The organism is Cupriavidus sp. UGS-1 (assembly GCF_021213615.1).
Taxonomy (GTDB): domain Bacteria; phylum Pseudomonadota; class Gammaproteobacteria; order Burkholderiales; family Burkholderiaceae; genus Cupriavidus.
The window spans coordinates 321,627-337,737 of record NZ_JAJQJF010000004.1 but is presented as its reverse complement, the minus strand read 5'-3'; the positions used below and the strand labels follow the sequence as shown (position 1 = coordinate 337,737).

Here is a 16,111-nt window from a genome sequence, read left to right as displayed (position 1 = left end):
GCGGTTGTTCATTGGCGGGCGCCGGGTCATTCGGGCTGGATGCCCGCGTCCTTGACCAGCTTGGACCATTTGCGCAGCTCCGCCGTGACGAAGTTGCCCAGCTCGGCCGGCGTGCTGCCGAACGGTTCGAAGCCGAAGGCGTAGTACTGCGCGGCGTGCTGCTTGTTGGAGACGATCGCCACCAGTTCGCGATTGAGCCGCTCGACCACAGGCGCGGGCGTGCCGGCCGGCGCGAACACGCCGTTCCACGACGTGATATCGAAACCCTTGAGCTCGGGCACGCTGGCCAGCGGCGGCACGTCCGGCAGCAGTTCGCTGCGCTGTGCGGTGGTCACGCCGAGCGCGCGCAGCTTGCCGGCCTTGACGTTGGCGATGCCGGCGGCGAAGTCGACGAACATCATCTGGATCTGGCCGCCGATCACGTCGGTCATCGCGGGCGGCGTGCTCTTGTAGGGCACGTGCAGCATCTTCAGGCCCGCCATCCGTGCCAGCGTCGCGCCGGCGACGATGCCTGTGCTGTTGCCGCTGCCATAGGACAGGCCCGGGTGCGACTTCGCGTAGGCGATGAACTCCGGCAGCGTCTTGACCGGCAGCGACGGGCTGACGACCAGCATGAACGGCAGGTTGCCCATGCGCGCGACCGGGGTGAAGTCCTTGACCGGGTCGTAGCGCAGCTGCTTCATCAGCGACGGATTGGCCGAATGCGTGGTGTTGGTCGTCATGAACAGCGTGTAGCCGTCCGGCGCGGCCTTGGCCACGTATTCGGCGGCAATGGTGCCGTTCGCGCCCGGCTTGTTCTCGACCACGACCGACTGGCCGAGCGCCTCGCCCAGGTATTTCGCGGTCAGCCGGGCCACCGCATCGGTGCCGCTGCCGGCGGCGAACGGCACGACCAGCTTGACCGGCTTCGAAGGAAAGGTGTCGGCCAGCGCCGCGGGGGCGGCCAGCGTCAGCGCCGCCGCGGCGCCCGTCAATAGTCGGCCCAAGCGTCGGCCCAGGCATCGGCCCAGGCCCTGCCTCGTCAGCATGTTCATCGTCTGTCTCCTCGTTATGGTGGGATGGCCCGACTGGCGCGGGCTCGGGGTTGGGTGCCGCTCAGTCGGGCCGCACCACGCGTTCGGGCGATTCCTCGTACGGCGGCGAATAGATGACCAGTACCTTGACCGGTTCGTCGCTGATCACCGTGAACACATGCATCTGGTCGGCGGGAAAGAAGCAGCAGTCGCCCGGACCGAGCTCGCGGCGCTGCCCGCCGACTTCCGCCAGCGCACGGCCCTCGAGCAGGTAGCAGACCTGCTCGATGCCCGGGTGCGCATGCGGCAGCGCGCCCTTGCCCTTTTCGATGGTGCCGTGCACCACCTCCAGATGGCGCGCGCCGACCGTTTCCGGGCCGATCAGGCGGCGGTTCAGCGTGCCGACATGGTTGGCAGGGTGATAACCGGGGACGTCGTCGAGCGACACGAAATAGGTGGGGTGGTCGGGCACGGGCAATGACTCAAATTCATTATGGTGAATTGGAGTTTATATTCATGAATTGATTGGTCAAGCGATTTGTCGATGGCCGCGGGTTTACGCCTACCGCGCCGAGCAGGCGCGCACGGCGATACGACGCCGCGCCGACCGACCGCAGGTCGGTGCGCAGGCGTCGAAGCGGGAAAGGAGAAGAGGAAAGGAAGAGGGAAGGGCGAAGAGAAGCGGAAAGCGCAGCCGGGAAGGACTATGCCGGCGGCGCATTGCCGGCAGGGCCGGTCCCGGCGACGGTGCCCTGCTCGACCATCGCCAGCAGCATCTGCAGCTTCGGCAACTCGACCGGCTTGACGATATGGAAATGAAAGCCGGCGGTCTTGGTTTCGGCCCGGTCGCTCGGCTGGCCGAAGCCGGTCATCGCGGCGAACACGGTGCCGGACCAGCCCCGCATGCTGTTTAATCCGCGCAGCAGCGCGAAGCCATCGACCACGGGCATCGCGATATCGATCAGCGCCAGTTGCGGCACGAAGCCGCCGGCGATCTCGATGGCGCCCTCGGCGTCATAGGCGATATGGACCTCGTGTCCCATCGCCTGCAGCAGCATGCCCAGGCTGTCCGCGGAATCGCGGTTGTCGTCGACCACCATCACGCGCAGCGCACCGGCCGGCAGCGGCACCGGCGCATCGCGTTTCTCGTCGGCGCTCTCCAGGGCCAGCGGCAGGCGCAGCGTAAAGGTGCTGCCCATGCCCTCGCCGGGGCTGCTGGCGCGAATCGAGCCGCCGTGCAGCTCCACCAGCGAGCGGCACAGCGACAGGCCGATGCCCAGGCCACCGTCGTCCGACACCTTGCCGTGCTTGTGCTGCACGAACAGGTCGAAGATGCTGTCGATCTCGCTGGCGGGGATGCCGATCCCCTCGTCGCTGACGCGCAGTTCCACCACCTGCGGCTGCGGCTCGGCCTGGATCGTGATCCGGCTGCCCGGGGGCGAGAACTTCGACGCGTTCAGCAGCAGATTCTGCAGCACCTGGATCAGGCGGGTCGGGTCCGCCCGCATCGCGACCCGCTCGGGCACCTGCAGGTCCAGCCGTTGCCGCCGGCGCTCCAGCGTCGGCCGGGCGGCCTCGGCAGCCCGCGCGACGATGTCCGACAGGTCCACGCGGCTGTATTGCAGCTCGACCTTGCCCGAGGTGATGCGGCCCATGTCGAGCAGGTCGTCGACCAGCCGCGTCATATGCGACAGCTGGCGGTCCAGCACGCTCTGGCACTGGCGCAGCGTCGCGCTGTCGCGCGGCGCGCGCTGGTCGCCCGAGCCCAGCGTCTCGAGCCGCATCAGGTTGACGGCGTTGCGCATCGGCGCGAGCGGATTGCGCAGCTCGTGCGACAGCGTGGCGAGGAACTCGCTCATGCGGCGGCTGGACTGTTCCAGCTCCTCCAGCCGCTTGCGTTCGGTCATGTCGCGCGTGACCTTGGCGAAACCCTGCAGCACGTTCTGCTCGTCGAACATCGCCGTGATGATCACGTTGGCCCAGAACAGCGTGCCGTCCTTGCGCACGCGCCAGCCTTCGTCCTCGAAACGGCCGTCCTGCGCGGCGCGGCCCAGTTCGTACGTCGGCCAGCCGCGGGCGACGGCATCCGGCGTGTAGAAGACCGAGAAATGCTTGCCGATGATCTCGTGGGCGGCGTAGCCCTTGATCTTGGCCACGCCGCGATTCCAGCTGGTGATATTGCCCGACACGTCGAGCGTGAAGATCGCGTAGTCCTGAATGGCTTCGACCAGGGCGCGATATTTGGCTTCCAGCTGCTTGGGCGTGCCTTCCGCGTTGGCCGCGGCCTCGGTACCGTGCACCGGTTCCGTGGGGTTCGTCATGTTGAAGCTCCGGGCTGGGATGACGCAAAGGATACCGCCAGCCCTGGGGCCGCGCCAAAAAAACCGCAGGCGGCAGCAGGCCGCCCGCGGTGATGGCATGCCCGCGCATCGGCGATACCGCGATACGCAGGCGCCTTGCGCGCGGGCTCAGGCAGCCCGCGCTGCCGGCGTGCGGGCGTCCGCCTCGGCGCTCTCCCGATACAGGGTCGAGGCGCGTTGCACCAGCGTGCTGAGGCTGGGCGTCATCGGCTTCAGTTCCATCCGCTCGGCCGCGAGCGCGCAGGCCAGGTTGGCCCGGCCGCCGCGCAAGGCCGCCTCGATCAGCGTCAGGTTCAGGATGTCGCGCTGCGCGTGGCTGCCGCCGAAGCGATGCGCGATCAGGCGCACCGGCATCAGCAGTTCGATTGCATGGTCGTAGTCGCAGGCCTCGAAGGCGTACAGCGCCTCGATCACCGGCAAGCCGACCTCGCGCGTCATCGCCGCGTTGGTACCCGATCCCGCCGCCGCTTGCCGCATGTTGGCCATCAGCCTGGCGAAGGACGCCGGGCGGTCGTCGCCCAGATAGGCGATGCCCGCGTGCACGTCGTTGAAGGCGTAGGTCCCTTCCGCGCCGCGCGCCTCGCAGGTATCGGCCAGTTCGGCCCAGCGCGAGCCCACGTCGATGCCGCGCAGCTGCAGCCGCCACAGCATCGCGGTGGCGTCGACCACCTCCAGCGCCACCGCGGAACGCGTGGCACGGATGTGCTGGTCGTACAGGGCGAGCACCTGGCCGGCATGGCCGAGCTCGAGGTGGAACAGCGCCAGATGCCACCAGTTATGGACGGCCATCATGTTGTCGATGGCCCAGTCCTGCTGGTGCGACTGCAGCCAGCCGATGCCCTGGTCCGGCCGACCCTGCATCTCCATCACGTGCGCGACCGCATGAATCGCCCAGGGATCGCGCGGATCGAGCTCCAGCGCGAAGCGCCCGCGCTCCTCGGCCTGTTCGTACAGATGGGTCTCCTCCAGGCCGAAGGCGTGCATGCCGAGCACATGGCTGAAGCCGGGCACGCGCGCATTCCAGTTCGGCAGTACTTGCGCGATGCGATCGCGCAGCATGCTCGACTGGCCGAGCAGGAAGTCGGTGATATGCGCGACCTGCAACGCCAGCGCATCGCGCGGGTAATCGATCACGATGTCGCCATACATTTGGTTCGCGCGGGCGAACTGGCCATCGAGCCAGGCGCGGGCGGCGGCGATGTGCCGGCGCTCGCGCTCGTTGGCGATGCCGTGCAGCGCCTCGGCGGCCTCGACGGTCTGGCGCAGCAGCGGCGCCACCGCGCCATCGCCCGCGGTGATCAGCATCCCCGCGCGTAGTGCGTGCCCCATCACGAATTCGGGGTCTTCGGCCAGGGTCTCGTCGATCATCGTCAGCGGATCGCCGTAGTAGCCCTGCAACAGTTCGAGGGCGGATTCGAAGCGCTCCATCGAACGGCTATTGCCCGACGAAACCTGCAGGTGCCGGGAATCGGTGTGTGCCATGGAAGTCATCCTTGTTTCTAATGCGCAATCCAGCAGCCCGGTGGTCATGTCGCTGTCTGCGCCGCATCATGCGGCCGGCGGGCGTCGCGGCTGGCCTCGCCATTGGAGTGTCTTGGAAAGCGGGGCAGTAGCGAGGTTAGGGGGCCGGCGTGATATGGCCGTGCGCGCCGGCGTGAAAGAAGCGTGAAAGTTCTCGGGCAGCAGTACCGCGCTGCGTCAATCCGTGGCCTATAAAAGAGCTTTCAGGGCAGCTTCACAAGCCGATGCCGCCGCGCCTGCCTCTGACATCGGCCACAGCAAGCACACCAAGCGATGGCGGCGGTCCACCTCGATCTGTTCGGCGGCTTCACGCTGAGTTCGCCGGACGGCACTCCCCTTCCCCTATCCGCGCGCAAGGCGCGTGCGGTGCTGGCCTATCTTGCGCTGGCCGACGGCAGGCCGCAGTCCCGCGACAAGCTGGCGGCGCTGCTCTGGCCCGACAGCCATGCCGAACAGGCGCGCACCAGCCTGCGTCAGGCGCTCAGCGCGGTGCGCCGGGCGGTCGAAGGCTATCCGGTGGTGCTGTCCGACGCCGACCGGGTGGCGCTGTGCGGTGTCGCGGTCGACGTGGTGGCCTTCGAAGAGCATCTGCGCACCGCCACCCCGGACGCGCTCGAGGCCGCGGTCGCGCTGTATCGCGGCGATCTGCTCGAAGGGTTCGACGCCGCCGCGCCGACCTTCGACCATTGGCTCGCGGTCGAACGCGAGCGGCTGCGCGGCCTGGCGCTGCAGGCGCTGGGGCGGCTGGTGGATCGGCACGAGCAAGCGGGCGAGCTGGACCGCGCAATCGCGTGTGCGACGCGCCTGCTGACGCTCGATGCCCTGCAGGAGTCGGTGCACCGGGCGCTGATGCGGCTGTATGACCGGCAGGGGCGGCAGGCGCTGGCGCTCAAGCAATACCGGCTGTGCCGGACTGCGCTGCAGCGCGAACTGGGCGTGTCGCCCGAGGCGGAAACCGAGGCGCTGCATCAGCGGATCCTGCGGGCGCGGCGGCAGTCGGCGACGGTACCGCCGACGGTGCCCACCGCGCCGGCAGCGCGGGACACGCCCGCCGATACCGGCCCCGTGACCCCACCGCCGCCAGATCCCGCCGGCGCCACCGCCGCGCCCACGACTAGGACACCGGAGCCTCGCCATGCCGTGGTCGTCGTCGCCAGCGTCGACGATATCGGTGCCGATGCCGCCGGCCTCGACGCCGAGCAGATCCACGGCCTGCTGATGCGCTGGCGCGAACGTGCGCGCGCCCTCGCGGCAGCCTGTGGCGGCGCCGTGACCGACGAGATCGGCGCGCGGCTGACCGTCGTGTTCGGCGTGCCGGTGGCCCATGGCAACGATGCCGAACGCGCGATGCACGTCGCCGTCGGCCTGCACGAGGGCGCGCGGCGCCTGTGCCCCGAGTGCGCGACGCCGCCGGTGGTGCGGGTTGGCGTCGCCAGCGGACAGGTGCTGTTCGCCGCTGCGTCCTCGAGCGCGGGCGCCATGACGCTGACCGGTCCGCCGGTCAACGTTGCGGCGCGCGTGATGGAGCACGCGCAGGCGGGGGAGACCGTGGTGTCGAATCGGGTCTTTCTGGCCTTGCCCGGGCGCCTGGAGGTCGAGCACCTGACCGATGTGTCGATGCCGGGCATCCCCGAGCCGATACCGCTATGGCGCGTGCACCGGTTTCTCGATGCCGCCGAGACGCCGCCGCAGCACGCCTTCGTCGGACGGCAGGCCGAGCTGGTGCAACTGGCCGGCGTCGCCGGCAATTGCCTGCGCTCCGGACAGGGGCGGGTGGTGGTGATCCGCGGCGAGGCCGGCATCGGCAAGAGCCGGCTCGCCGAGCGCTTCGTCGCGCTGGCACGCGAGCATGGCATGGAAGCGCTGCGCGCTCTGGTGCTCGACTTCGGCGTCGGTACGTCGGGGGACCCGCTGCGTGTGCTGGTGCGGGGAGTGTTCGGCATCGATGCGCGCGCCAGCGTCGATGCGCGTGCAGATGTCATTGCGCAAGCTATCGCTGGCGGCCGCATCGACGATGACGATGTGCCGTTCGCCTTCGATCTGCTCGACGTCCCCCAACCCGAGGCGCAGGCCGCGGCGCTGGCGGCGATGGATGCGGGCGCGCGCCAGCGCGGCGTGCAGCGCTTCGTGCTGGCGCAGGTGGCCCGCCGCAGCGCGCTCAAGCCGCTGCTGATCGTGGTCGAGGACGTGCATTGGGCCGAGCGCGCACTGCTCGATTGCCTGGCCCGGCTTGCGGCCGCCACGCGGACCTGCCGGCTGGTGCTGGCGATGACCGTACGGCCCGAGCAGGATCCGCTCGACAGCGGCTGGCGCGCAGCTGCCGGCAGCGCATCGCTGACCACGATCGACCTGGGGCCGCTGAACGATGCCGAGGCGCGCGAACTGGCCACGCGCTATCGCCATGTCGACGAGCAGCTGGCGGACTCCTGCATCCGCCGCGCCGAAGGCAATCCGCTGTTTCTCGACCAGTTGCTGCGCAACGCGGCGCCCGATACGGACGCCGACGCGCTGCCCGGCACGCTGCAGAGCATCGTGCTGGCGCGCATGGACCGTTTGCCCGAGCCGCATCGCCAGGCGCTGCAGGCGGCCGCGGTGCTGGGCCAGCGCTTCTCTCCTGCGGCGCTGCGCCACCTGCTCGGCACGGCCGACGACCCCTGCGATGCGCTGGTGCGGCATGCGCTGCTGCGGCCCGAGGGCGAAGACTTCCTGTTCATGCATGCGCTGATTCATCAGGCCGTCTACGCGTCGCTGCTCAAGTCGCGCCGGCTCGCGCTGCATCGGCGCGCCGCCGACTGGTATCAAAGCCGCGATCCGATGCTGCATGCCGAGCATCTGGACGCGGCCAGCGATGCCGGTGCTCCGGCGGCCTACGAAGCGGCGGCGCGGCACGAGGCGGGCCACTTCCGCAACGAGCGGGCGCTGCGGCTGGTCGAACGCGCGCAGCAGATCGTCGGCGATGGCGACATCCGGCAGTCGCTGGCCTGCTTGCGCGGCGAGCTGACGCTGAACCTCGGGCAGCCCGCCGAAGCATTGAAGGCCTTCGAGCACGCGGTCGCACTGGCCGACGACCACGGCCAGCGCGCCCATGCGTGGTTCGGCGTGGCCTCGGCGCTGCGGCTGCTGGACCGCTACGAGCGCGCGTTGATCGCGCTGCAGCACGCGCAGCGCGGCGCCGCGGCGATCGGCGACGAGGACATGCTGGCGCAGATCGAATCGCTGCGCGGCAACGTCCATTTTCCGATGGGGGACATCGAGGCCTGCCTGGGCGCGCACCAGCGCGCGCTGCGGCACGCCGGCGCGGCGGGTTCCGCGCTGGGCGAGGCGCGCGCGCTTGGCGGCCTCGGCGACGCCTACTACCAGCAGGGCCGCATGGTCACCGCCCGCGCGCACTTCGTCCGCTGCGTCGAGTTGGCCCGAGCCCGCGGCTTCGTGCGGATCGAAGGGGCGAACCTGCCGATGGTGGGTGCGGTCGACAGCCTGTGCCATGCGCTGTCGTCCGCGCTGGCGCGTTGCGAGGAGGCGCTGCGCATCGCTCGCCGCATCGGCGATGCGCGCATCGAACTGCTGGCCTACGACGTGATGGCGTCCAGCGAACAGCAGACCGGCGAATGGGCCAAATCGCAAGCGCATGCCGAACGGGCGCTGGCGCTGGCCCGGCGCCTGGGCGCGCGTCGCTTCGAGGCGGAACTGGCCGGACGGCGGGCGCTGGCCATCGGCAACCAGGGGCATCCCGAGGCCGCCGAACAGCTGCTCGACGAAGCGCTGGCGCTCAGCCGGGACACCGGCATGCGCTACTCCGGCCCGATGATCCTGGGCTTTATCGCCCGCACCTCGCGCGATCCGGACAAGCAGCGCCGTGCGTTGGCCCAAGGCGAGGCGATCCTCGCGCAAAGCTGTGTCAGCCATTGCCATCTCGATCTCTACGAAGCCGCGATGGAGGTCTCGCTGCGCAACGGCCGCTGGGACGATGCGGATCGCTATGCCGACGCGCTGCAGGCCTATACGCGCACGGAGCCGTTTCCGTGGGCGCAGTTCCAGATTCGCCGCGCCCGCGTGCTGGCGGCGCTGGGCCGCAGCGCGGGGGACGTCGGCCGGACCGGCCTGCAGGCCGAATTGATGGCGCTGCGCAAGGAGGCGATCGGTGCGGGCATGCTGGCCGCACTGGCGGGGATTGAAGAGGCGCTGCGGCGGATGGGAACGTCCTGCTAGCGTCGGCACTGTCGTGCGAACGCAGCGTACGGGGAGCAGCAGAGCGCGAGTCCGGCAGCGGGGCCGGGGCGCGAAAGAAGGATGGGAACGATGGAAAGATGGGCGGGGCCGCCGATGGCCCCGCCCGTTGGGCGGATGTCAGGCTCTGCGCCGCACCAGCCCGTAGATCACCAGCAGCACGATCGCGCCGATCACCGAGGCGATCCAGCCGGCCGGCTCCCCGGGGCGATACCAGCCGAGCGCCTGGCCGACATATCCGGCGATCAGCGAACCGCCTATGCCGAGCAATATGGTCAAGATCCAGCCCATCTTGTCGTCGCCAGGCTTGATGGCCCTGGCGATCAGCCCCACGATCAGGCCGACGATCACCGTACCGAGGAATGACAGCATACGCATCTCCCAGTTAGGAGCGGCCGGCGGGTCCGAGCCGCTTCGGCGCCATCTTGCCACGGCTTGGGGCTCAGGGCGAGCGCTCCAGGGCATCCGGCATTCAGAGATTTTGAAACGATCGTCCAGGCCAGGACCGGCCGCGCTGGCCGCGATGCTGGCAAACTTCGCCCATATCGCGAATCATCGCGCCTTCGATCATTGAACGGGAGACCGCCGTGGGGGAATTGCAGGTCCTGCTGGAACAGCATGGACTGACGCTGGTATTTCTGAACGTGCTGATCGAGCAGGCCGGCCTGCCGGTGCCCGCCTATCCGCTGCTGCTGGTGGCCGGGGCGCTGGGCATGCGCGAGACGGGCCCCTCGATCGGCGCGGTGCTGGGCGCCGTGGTGGTGGCCTGCCTGATTGCCGATTCGCTGTGGTACGTGGCGGGCCGGCGGCTGGGCCAGCCGATGCTGCGCACCATCTGCAAGGTGTCGCTGTCGCAGGACAGCTGCATCCGGCAGACGCAGTCGCTGTATCTGCGGCTGGGCCCGCGCTCGCTGATCTTCTCCAAGCTGCTGCCGGGCGCCGGCGCGCTGTCGACCGCGATGGCGGGCATGACCGCCACGCCGTTCGCGGTCTTCCTGTTCTACGACGCGATCGGCGCGGTGGTCTGGGCCGGCGGGGCGCTGATGATCGGCGCCGCGTTCAGCGATGCCATCGACGCCGTGCTGGACGCCTTCGGCACCTATGGCCATCTGGCGCTGATGCTGGCGCTGCTGGCGCTCGCGCTGTTCATCGTCTGGCGCTGGTGGAAGCGGGTCCGGCTGCTGCGCCGCACCCGGCTGATTCCGCGCATGAGCGTCGACGAACTGGAGGCGCGGCGCCAGGACGGCCGCCTGCCGCTGGTGCTGGACGTGCGCGCGCCGGGCAGCGCGGCGCTCGAGCGCATTCCCGGCGCGCTGCCGGTCGATCCCGATGCGCCGCTGGACCTGCTGGCCGAACATCCCCCGGCCGTGGAGATCGTCGTCTATTGCGCCTGCCCCAACGAGCTGTCCGCCGCGATGCTGGCCGAGCGCCTGCGCGCGGCCGGCTATGCCAATACCTGGGCGCTGCTGGGCGGCATCGATGCATGGAAGCAGCTGCATGGGGAGCCTGTACCGGAGGCCTGACGGGGCAGGCGCGGCACCGGTCGAGGCGGGAGACCCTTCCGACAACGCGGGAAGAGAACGGCTATAGTTGCCGTTCCAACTCGATCGCCGCCACGGCCCACGCCCTGGCGGGGCCGCGACGTACCGACGCATCGATGTGCCGACCGGCCTTCGATGGCGCCGCGTCCGGCCACAACCATTCCCGCATCGTCCCGCATCGCATTTCCGCATGACCGCTCCCACCACTGCCTATTCCCTGCTCGATCTTTCGCCGATTCCCGAGGGAAGCGACGCCGCACAGTCGATGCGCCATTCGCTGGACCTCGCGCAGCACGCCGAGCGCTGGGGCTATCGCCGCTTCTGGCTGGCCGAGCACCACAACATGCCCGGCATCGCCAGTGCCGCCACCGCGGTGCTGATCGGCTACGTTGCCAACGGCACCTCGACCATCCGGGTCGGCTCGGGCGGCATCATGCTGCCCAACCATTCGCCGCTGGTGGTCGCCGAGCAGTTCGGCACGCTGGCCTCGCTGTTTCCGGGCCGTATCGACCTGGGACTGGGCCGGGCGCCGGGCACTGACCAGCTGACGGCCCGCGCCCTGCGCCGCAGCGCGACCCACGACACCGCCGACACCTTCCCGCAGGACGTCGAGGAGCTGCAGGCCTATTTCGACGAGCCGCGGCCCGGCCAGCGGCTGCGCGCGGTACCCGGCGCGGGCCTGAAGGTGCCGTTGTGGCTGTTGGGCTCGAGCCTGTTCAGCGCGCAACTGGCGGCCTCGATGGGCCTGCCGTTCGCGTTTGCCTCGCATTTCGCGCCGGGCTTCATGCGCCAGGCGGTGGATCTGTATCGCCAGACCTTCCGGCCGTCCGAGGCGCTGTCCCGGCCGTACGTGATGCTGGGCCTGAACGTGTTCGCCGCCGACACCGACGCCGAGGCGACGCGGCTGTTCAGTTCGCTGCAGCAGCAGTTCCTGGCATTGGTGCGCGGCACGCCGGGGCGCATTCGTCCGCCGGTCGACGATATCGAATCGATGTGGAACGAGACCGAAGCCGCCCATATCCGCCGCTCGCTGTCCTGTTCGGTGGTCGGCGGCCTCGATACGGTGCGCGAGGGCATGCAGCGCTTCGTCGACGATCTGCGTCCGGACGAGCTGATGCTGACCGCGCAGATCTACGATCACCAGGCGCGGCTGCGTTCCTTCGAGCTGGCCGCGCAGGCCGCGCGCGACCTGCGGCCGGTCAGCGGCACGCAGACGCTGTAGCGGCCGGGGTATCCAGCGGTCCGCGGCCTATGCCGCCGCGGTAGTGGTCCCGGTGGTGGCCCCTGTCATCGCGCCGCTCTGCGCCTGCCGATGGCGGCGCACGTTCTCGATCAATTCGCGCCGCGCCGCGTCCAGCCAGGCGGTGCGATGCCTGACCGGATCCCTGGGCGAGAGCTTCGCCGCGCTGATCTCGCCAAGGAAATAGCGCACCATGCTGCCGGCGCGGGCCGGCACCGGCATCATGCCGAGCAGCTGGCCGGCCCCGATCACGCCCGTTTGCGCGGCGTGGCACAGCCCCGCCCACGCGGTGCGGCCCAGCGCCAGAAACAGGGCATCGTCGCGGACGCGCGTCAGCCGCTCGAGGAACTGCGCCTCGAACGCGCGGCGCAGCATCGGTATGGCCAGCAGCGCTTCCAGCGTGCCATCGAAGGCCAGTCCGCGGCGCATCGTCGCCTGCGGCAGCAGGGCCAGCGGCTGCAACAGGTGGAAGCCGTCTTCCCACAGCGCGGTCGCGCGTTCGGCGCCGACCAGCGCCGGGATGCCGTAATGATCGAGCATGCGGATCAGGTTGGGCCTGACCAGTGGCCCGCCCAGTTCGATCTGGCGCTTGTTTTCCAGCTGCACGATGCGGCCCGGCGCATGCGCGCGCAGCAGCGCCTCGGTCAGTTCGGCGGCGAGCCGAAGGTGCATGTGTCCCGGTGTCGTGCTGACCAGCACGAGGCGTGCCGTCGCGTTGACGTGCTCGAACGGCACGTAATGCATCACGTAGGTGCCGTCGTTGTCGACGACGACCGGATGCGCGATGACGGCGTTGGCGCCGCCCTGCCGGATGCGCGCGCAGTAGTCTTCGATATAGCTGCCCAAGGTGCCCCCGTTCCACAGCGACGTATTTTCTGACTGCGTCTCGGCGGGTGCCGATGCTCGTCGTTTGCTTGATGGTAAGCGCAGGGGCGGGGCGGGCAAAGTCGCGGCGCGACGTTTCGGGCGCGGGGCAGCGGGGAATTGGTGGGGCAGCGAACAGATCGCGTCAACCGCGCGCGAAGAGGGGGCCGAGCTCCGCGCCCTTGGCAAGGCGGGTCCGGGCCCGCGGCGTTCAACCGCCGGTGCAGGCGAGCATCGCCGGTCCGGCCTGCGGCTCCATCGCGACGATGGTCGGCGCCAGCCCGCGCAGCAGCTTGACCGACAACGCGCTGGTGAAGTTGTAGCGCGCCGCGTGCGGCCCACGCACATGCAGCGTGACCGTGCCGAAGTAGCGCTCGCCGATGGTGAACACGAAAGTCGCGGAGCGGCTGACGGCGCGCGATGCAATCACGTAGCCGCCGCGGCCGAACACCATGTGCCGGTGATCGCCGGTTCCGGTCTTGCCGCCGAGCGCCATGCCGCGCTCGGCCGGAAAGACGCCCTGCGCCGAGCGCGCGGTGCCGCCCTCGACCACGTCCAGCAGCGAGCGCCGCGCGAGTTCCGCGACGTCCTCCGGCAGCAGCCGCTTCAGTTGCCCCGGCTTCAGCACGAAGCGTGTCTCGTACGGCGTGCCGGCGGCAAAGTCGAGCCAGCGCACGGTCTCGGTGTACGGCTGCACGCCGCCGCTGAGCAGGATGCCGGCCAGTTCCGACAGCGCCGCGGGACGATCGCCGGAGGCACCCACCGCGCTGCCATAGGACGGCGTCAGCGTTTCGAACGGATAGCCCAGCCGGCGCCAGCGCTCGCCGATGCGTACGAACGCATCGCGCTCGAGCAGGATGCGGATGCGGTTGTCCTGCCCGGCCTTGCTGCGCGTGCGGAACAGCCAGGTGTAGACCTCCTGGCGAACGTCGGCGCTGGCCTCCAGCACCTGCTTCAGGTCGGCCTCGGAGTGGTGGTCCAGATAGTCGATCAGCCACAGTTCGAGCGGATGGATACGCGAGAGGTAGCCGCGGTCGTTCAGCGAGAATTTGTCCTTGCCGTACTTGTCGTAGAGCGCATACACATCCTCGTCGTCCAGCTTCGTGCCGAGCTTCGCGCGCAGATGCCGCGCGAAGGTGGCCTCGTCCATGGCCGGATCGGCGCTGCGCAAGGCAACCGCCACGCGCACCGCGACAGGCTTCACGCGTTGCAGCAGCAGCGCGATGCGGCCGTCCTTGTCGAGCGCGTTGTACTTGCGATAGAAGCCGCTCAGGTACTGGCTGCCTTCCTCGTCGGCGAAGCGCTCCAGCCATTTGCGCCGGCCGGGCGCATCGCGATCGGCCAGCAGCTCGCTGGCATCGGGATGCGCGCGGTGAACCTCGTAGCGGACGATGTCGCGCATCATGCGGATGAAGACCAGATTGACCGAGTGCTGGAAGGCCCGGCGCACCGTCAGGTTCTGCACGCTGGCCGAGCGCTCGAAGTTGGTGAAGGTCTGCAGCCCGCCGCCGGTGAAAAACGCTTCGCCGGCGCCGCCGGCGTACTTGCGTTCGAGCGCGGCCTCGAGCATCGCGCGGCGATCGCCGTTGGGGTTCTTCAGCAGCCAGTCGATCGTCCAGCGCGTCAGTCCATCCTGCGGCGAAACGGGGACGCGCTGCAGCTCGGCGCGCGTCATGCCGGCGTAGCGGTCGTGCAGTTCGGCCAGGATTTCCAGATAGGTGACCAGCGTGCGCAGCTTGGCGGTCGAGCCCAGATTGAGCCGCGCGCCGCTGTTCAGGTCGAACGGCTGGTCGATGTTGTCGGCCTGCACGCGCAGATAGCTGGCATTGCCGACCCGCTCGAACAGCGTGAAGCTGGCCACCAGCTTCGACGGATCGTCATGGTCGCGCAGCATGTTGTGGCCATAGAGGCCGAGCTCGCGCGCGCCCTGCTTGTCGCGCAGCTTCATCAGCGTCGCCGTGATCTGGCGCTGCGCTTCGGTATTGATCGTGCTGGCGACCGTCAGGTCGAGCCGGTCCAGATCGTAGCGGCTCCACACGCCGAGCAGGCGCGACAGGTCGGCACGTACCTGGTTGATGGCCTTGCGCGTGACGAACGGGTCGGCGGGCGGCAGCGAGGGAATCGGCGCCTTGTCCAGCCGCGCGGCGAGCGCCGCGTCGCGCAGCCGGGGCGAGATCACGCCGGCGCCGGCGAGCAGGCGCAGATAGCTGTCGGTCAGCGGCTCCAGGTTGGTGTCGTAGCGGCGCAGATGGTACGAGGGGCGGCGCTGCGCGATGATCAGCGACAGCGCCTGCTTGAAGACCTGCGCCTCGCGCGGCGTCGGCTGTTTTTGCTCGATCTCGTGCAGCATCCGGTTGGCTTCGTCGAAGTCCTCGCCGTACCAGTAGTACATGCCATCGCCGATGCCGTGGATTTCGCCGCGGCCATTGCGCGCCGACAGCGGTACGGTGTTCAGGTAGTCCACCACGATGCGCTCGCGCGCCCGCACGGTGTCGCGGCCGTCGAGATAGGCGCGCACCGAGGCTGAGCCCATCTGCCGCAGCTTCTCCGAGATCGAAGCCGTGCGTCCATTCGGCGAATGGCGATATTTCTCGATCTGCGTGGCCAGCGTGCTGCCGCCCGGCGTATCGCGCTCGCGGTCGACGATGGCGAACAGCTGGTCGACGCCCGCGCGCGACAACCGGCGCCAGTCGAGCGCCGGATTGCGGGTCGGATATTCGGGATTGAGCAGCCCCTGGTTCTCGACGAACAGCAGCGAGTTGGCCAGCACCTGCGGGACTTCGCGGTAGTCCTGGTACTGGCGTTCGGGAAAGCGCTGCACCGACACGCTGCGGTCGTTGCAATCGAGCAGCGCCAGCCCGGCGCGGGTCTTCTCGCGATAGGGCGCGTACAGGCCGAGATCGAGGTATTCGAGCATCGCCTGGGACATCCGCGCCTGATGCTCGCGCACGAAGCCTCGCGCTTCGAGCATCTCGGTGTAGTGCGGAATCCGGGCGTAACCGAGCCGCATGTCGTAGGGCCCGGCGTCGGGAAAGCGGATGCGGTCGCTGGCGCCCGGCGCGATCGTGTAGGTCAGGCGCTGGCCCCAATCGTGGAAATAGCGCGCCTGCCACCGCGAGGTGCGAACCTCGTCAGCGATCAGATGGGCGGCGAAATAGCAGGCGCCGCCAACCAGGACCAGCAGGACAACGATAGGCCAGACACGACGCGACACGGTTCGCTTCCGGTGCTATGGGTGGTCGATCGAAGCGTCATTGCGCACTACGGGCCGCGCGCCTCCGATCTCTAGTATTGGCGCTAGTCGGCGTTTGCACAGGGACAGCCGACAGAAAATTTTCTGGCCGG

10 protein-coding genes are annotated in these 16,111 nt (G+C 69.3%); 3 read left to right on the top strand and 7 right to left on the bottom strand.

What is annotated here, in order from left to right; all coding sequences use genetic code 11:
• Positions 1-26: 26 nt before the first annotated feature.
• The 4 genes from LRR16_RS08105 to LRR16_RS08090 all read right to left on the bottom strand — a co-directional run bounded on the left by LRR16_RS08105 (position 27) and on the right by LRR16_RS08090 (position 4,855).
• A complete protein-coding gene (locus tag LRR16_RS08105; protein WP_232205591.1) occupies positions 27-1,028 on the bottom strand; it encodes a tripartite tricarboxylate transporter substrate binding protein in 1,002 nt (333 codons plus the stop codon).
• Positions 1,029-1,095: 67 nt separating this feature from the next.
• Positions 1,096-1,485, bottom strand: coding sequence for a cupin domain-containing protein (locus LRR16_RS08100; RefSeq protein WP_064574585.1), 390 nt, complete (start codon positions 1,483-1,485; stop codon positions 1,096-1,098).
• 232 nt (positions 1,486-1,717) lie between these two features.
• On the bottom strand, positions 1,718-3,334 hold the full coding sequence (locus LRR16_RS08095; protein WP_064574409.1) for a hybrid sensor histidine kinase/response regulator: 1,617 nt from the start codon (positions 3,332-3,334) through the stop codon (positions 1,718-1,720).
• A gap of 147 nt (positions 3,335-3,481) precedes the next feature.
• A complete protein-coding gene (locus LRR16_RS08090; protein WP_023264783.1) occupies positions 3,482-4,855 on the bottom strand; it encodes a tetratricopeptide repeat protein in 1,374 nt (457 codons plus the stop codon).
• 312 nt (positions 4,856-5,167) lie between these two features.
• On the opposite strand from LRR16_RS08090, the gene LRR16_RS08085 reads away from it, so the two are divergent.
• Positions 5,168-9,103, top strand: a complete 3,936-nt coding sequence (locus LRR16_RS08085; RefSeq protein WP_232205486.1) for a BTAD domain-containing putative transcriptional regulator — start codon at positions 5,168-5,170, stop codon at positions 9,101-9,103.
• 138 nt (positions 9,104-9,241) lie between these two features.
• Here LRR16_RS08085 and LRR16_RS08080 read toward each other — a convergent pair whose 3' ends face one another.
• Entirely contained in the window at positions 9,242-9,493 is a 252-nt protein-coding gene (locus LRR16_RS08080; protein ID WP_006577258.1) for a GlsB/YeaQ/YmgE family stress response membrane protein, read from the bottom strand.
• Positions 9,494-9,708: 215 nt separating this feature from the next.
• On the opposite strand from LRR16_RS08080, the gene LRR16_RS08075 reads away from it, so the two are divergent.
• Positions 9,709-10,644: a DedA family protein/thiosulfate sulfurtransferase GlpE gene (locus LRR16_RS08075; RefSeq protein WP_064574406.1), complete on the top strand. Its 936-nt coding sequence runs from the start codon at positions 9,709-9,711 to the stop codon at positions 10,642-10,644.
• Between the two features lie 208 nt (positions 10,645-10,852).
• Complete coding sequence (locus LRR16_RS08070) at positions 10,853-11,884, top strand: LLM class flavin-dependent oxidoreductase (protein WP_006577256.1); 1,032 nt, start codon at positions 10,853-10,855, stop codon at positions 11,882-11,884.
• A gap of 27 nt (positions 11,885-11,911) precedes the next feature.
• Here LRR16_RS08070 and LRR16_RS08065 read toward each other — a convergent pair whose 3' ends face one another.
• A complete protein-coding gene (locus tag LRR16_RS08065) occupies positions 11,912-12,748 on the bottom strand; it encodes a hypothetical protein (RefSeq protein WP_232205485.1) in 837 nt (278 codons plus the stop codon).
• Positions 12,749-12,977: 229 nt separating this feature from the next.
• A complete protein-coding gene (locus tag LRR16_RS08060) occupies positions 12,978-15,980 on the bottom strand; it encodes a transglycosylase domain-containing protein (protein WP_082928359.1) in 3,003 nt (1,000 codons plus the stop codon).
• Between the last annotated feature and the right edge of the window lie 131 nt (positions 15,981-16,111).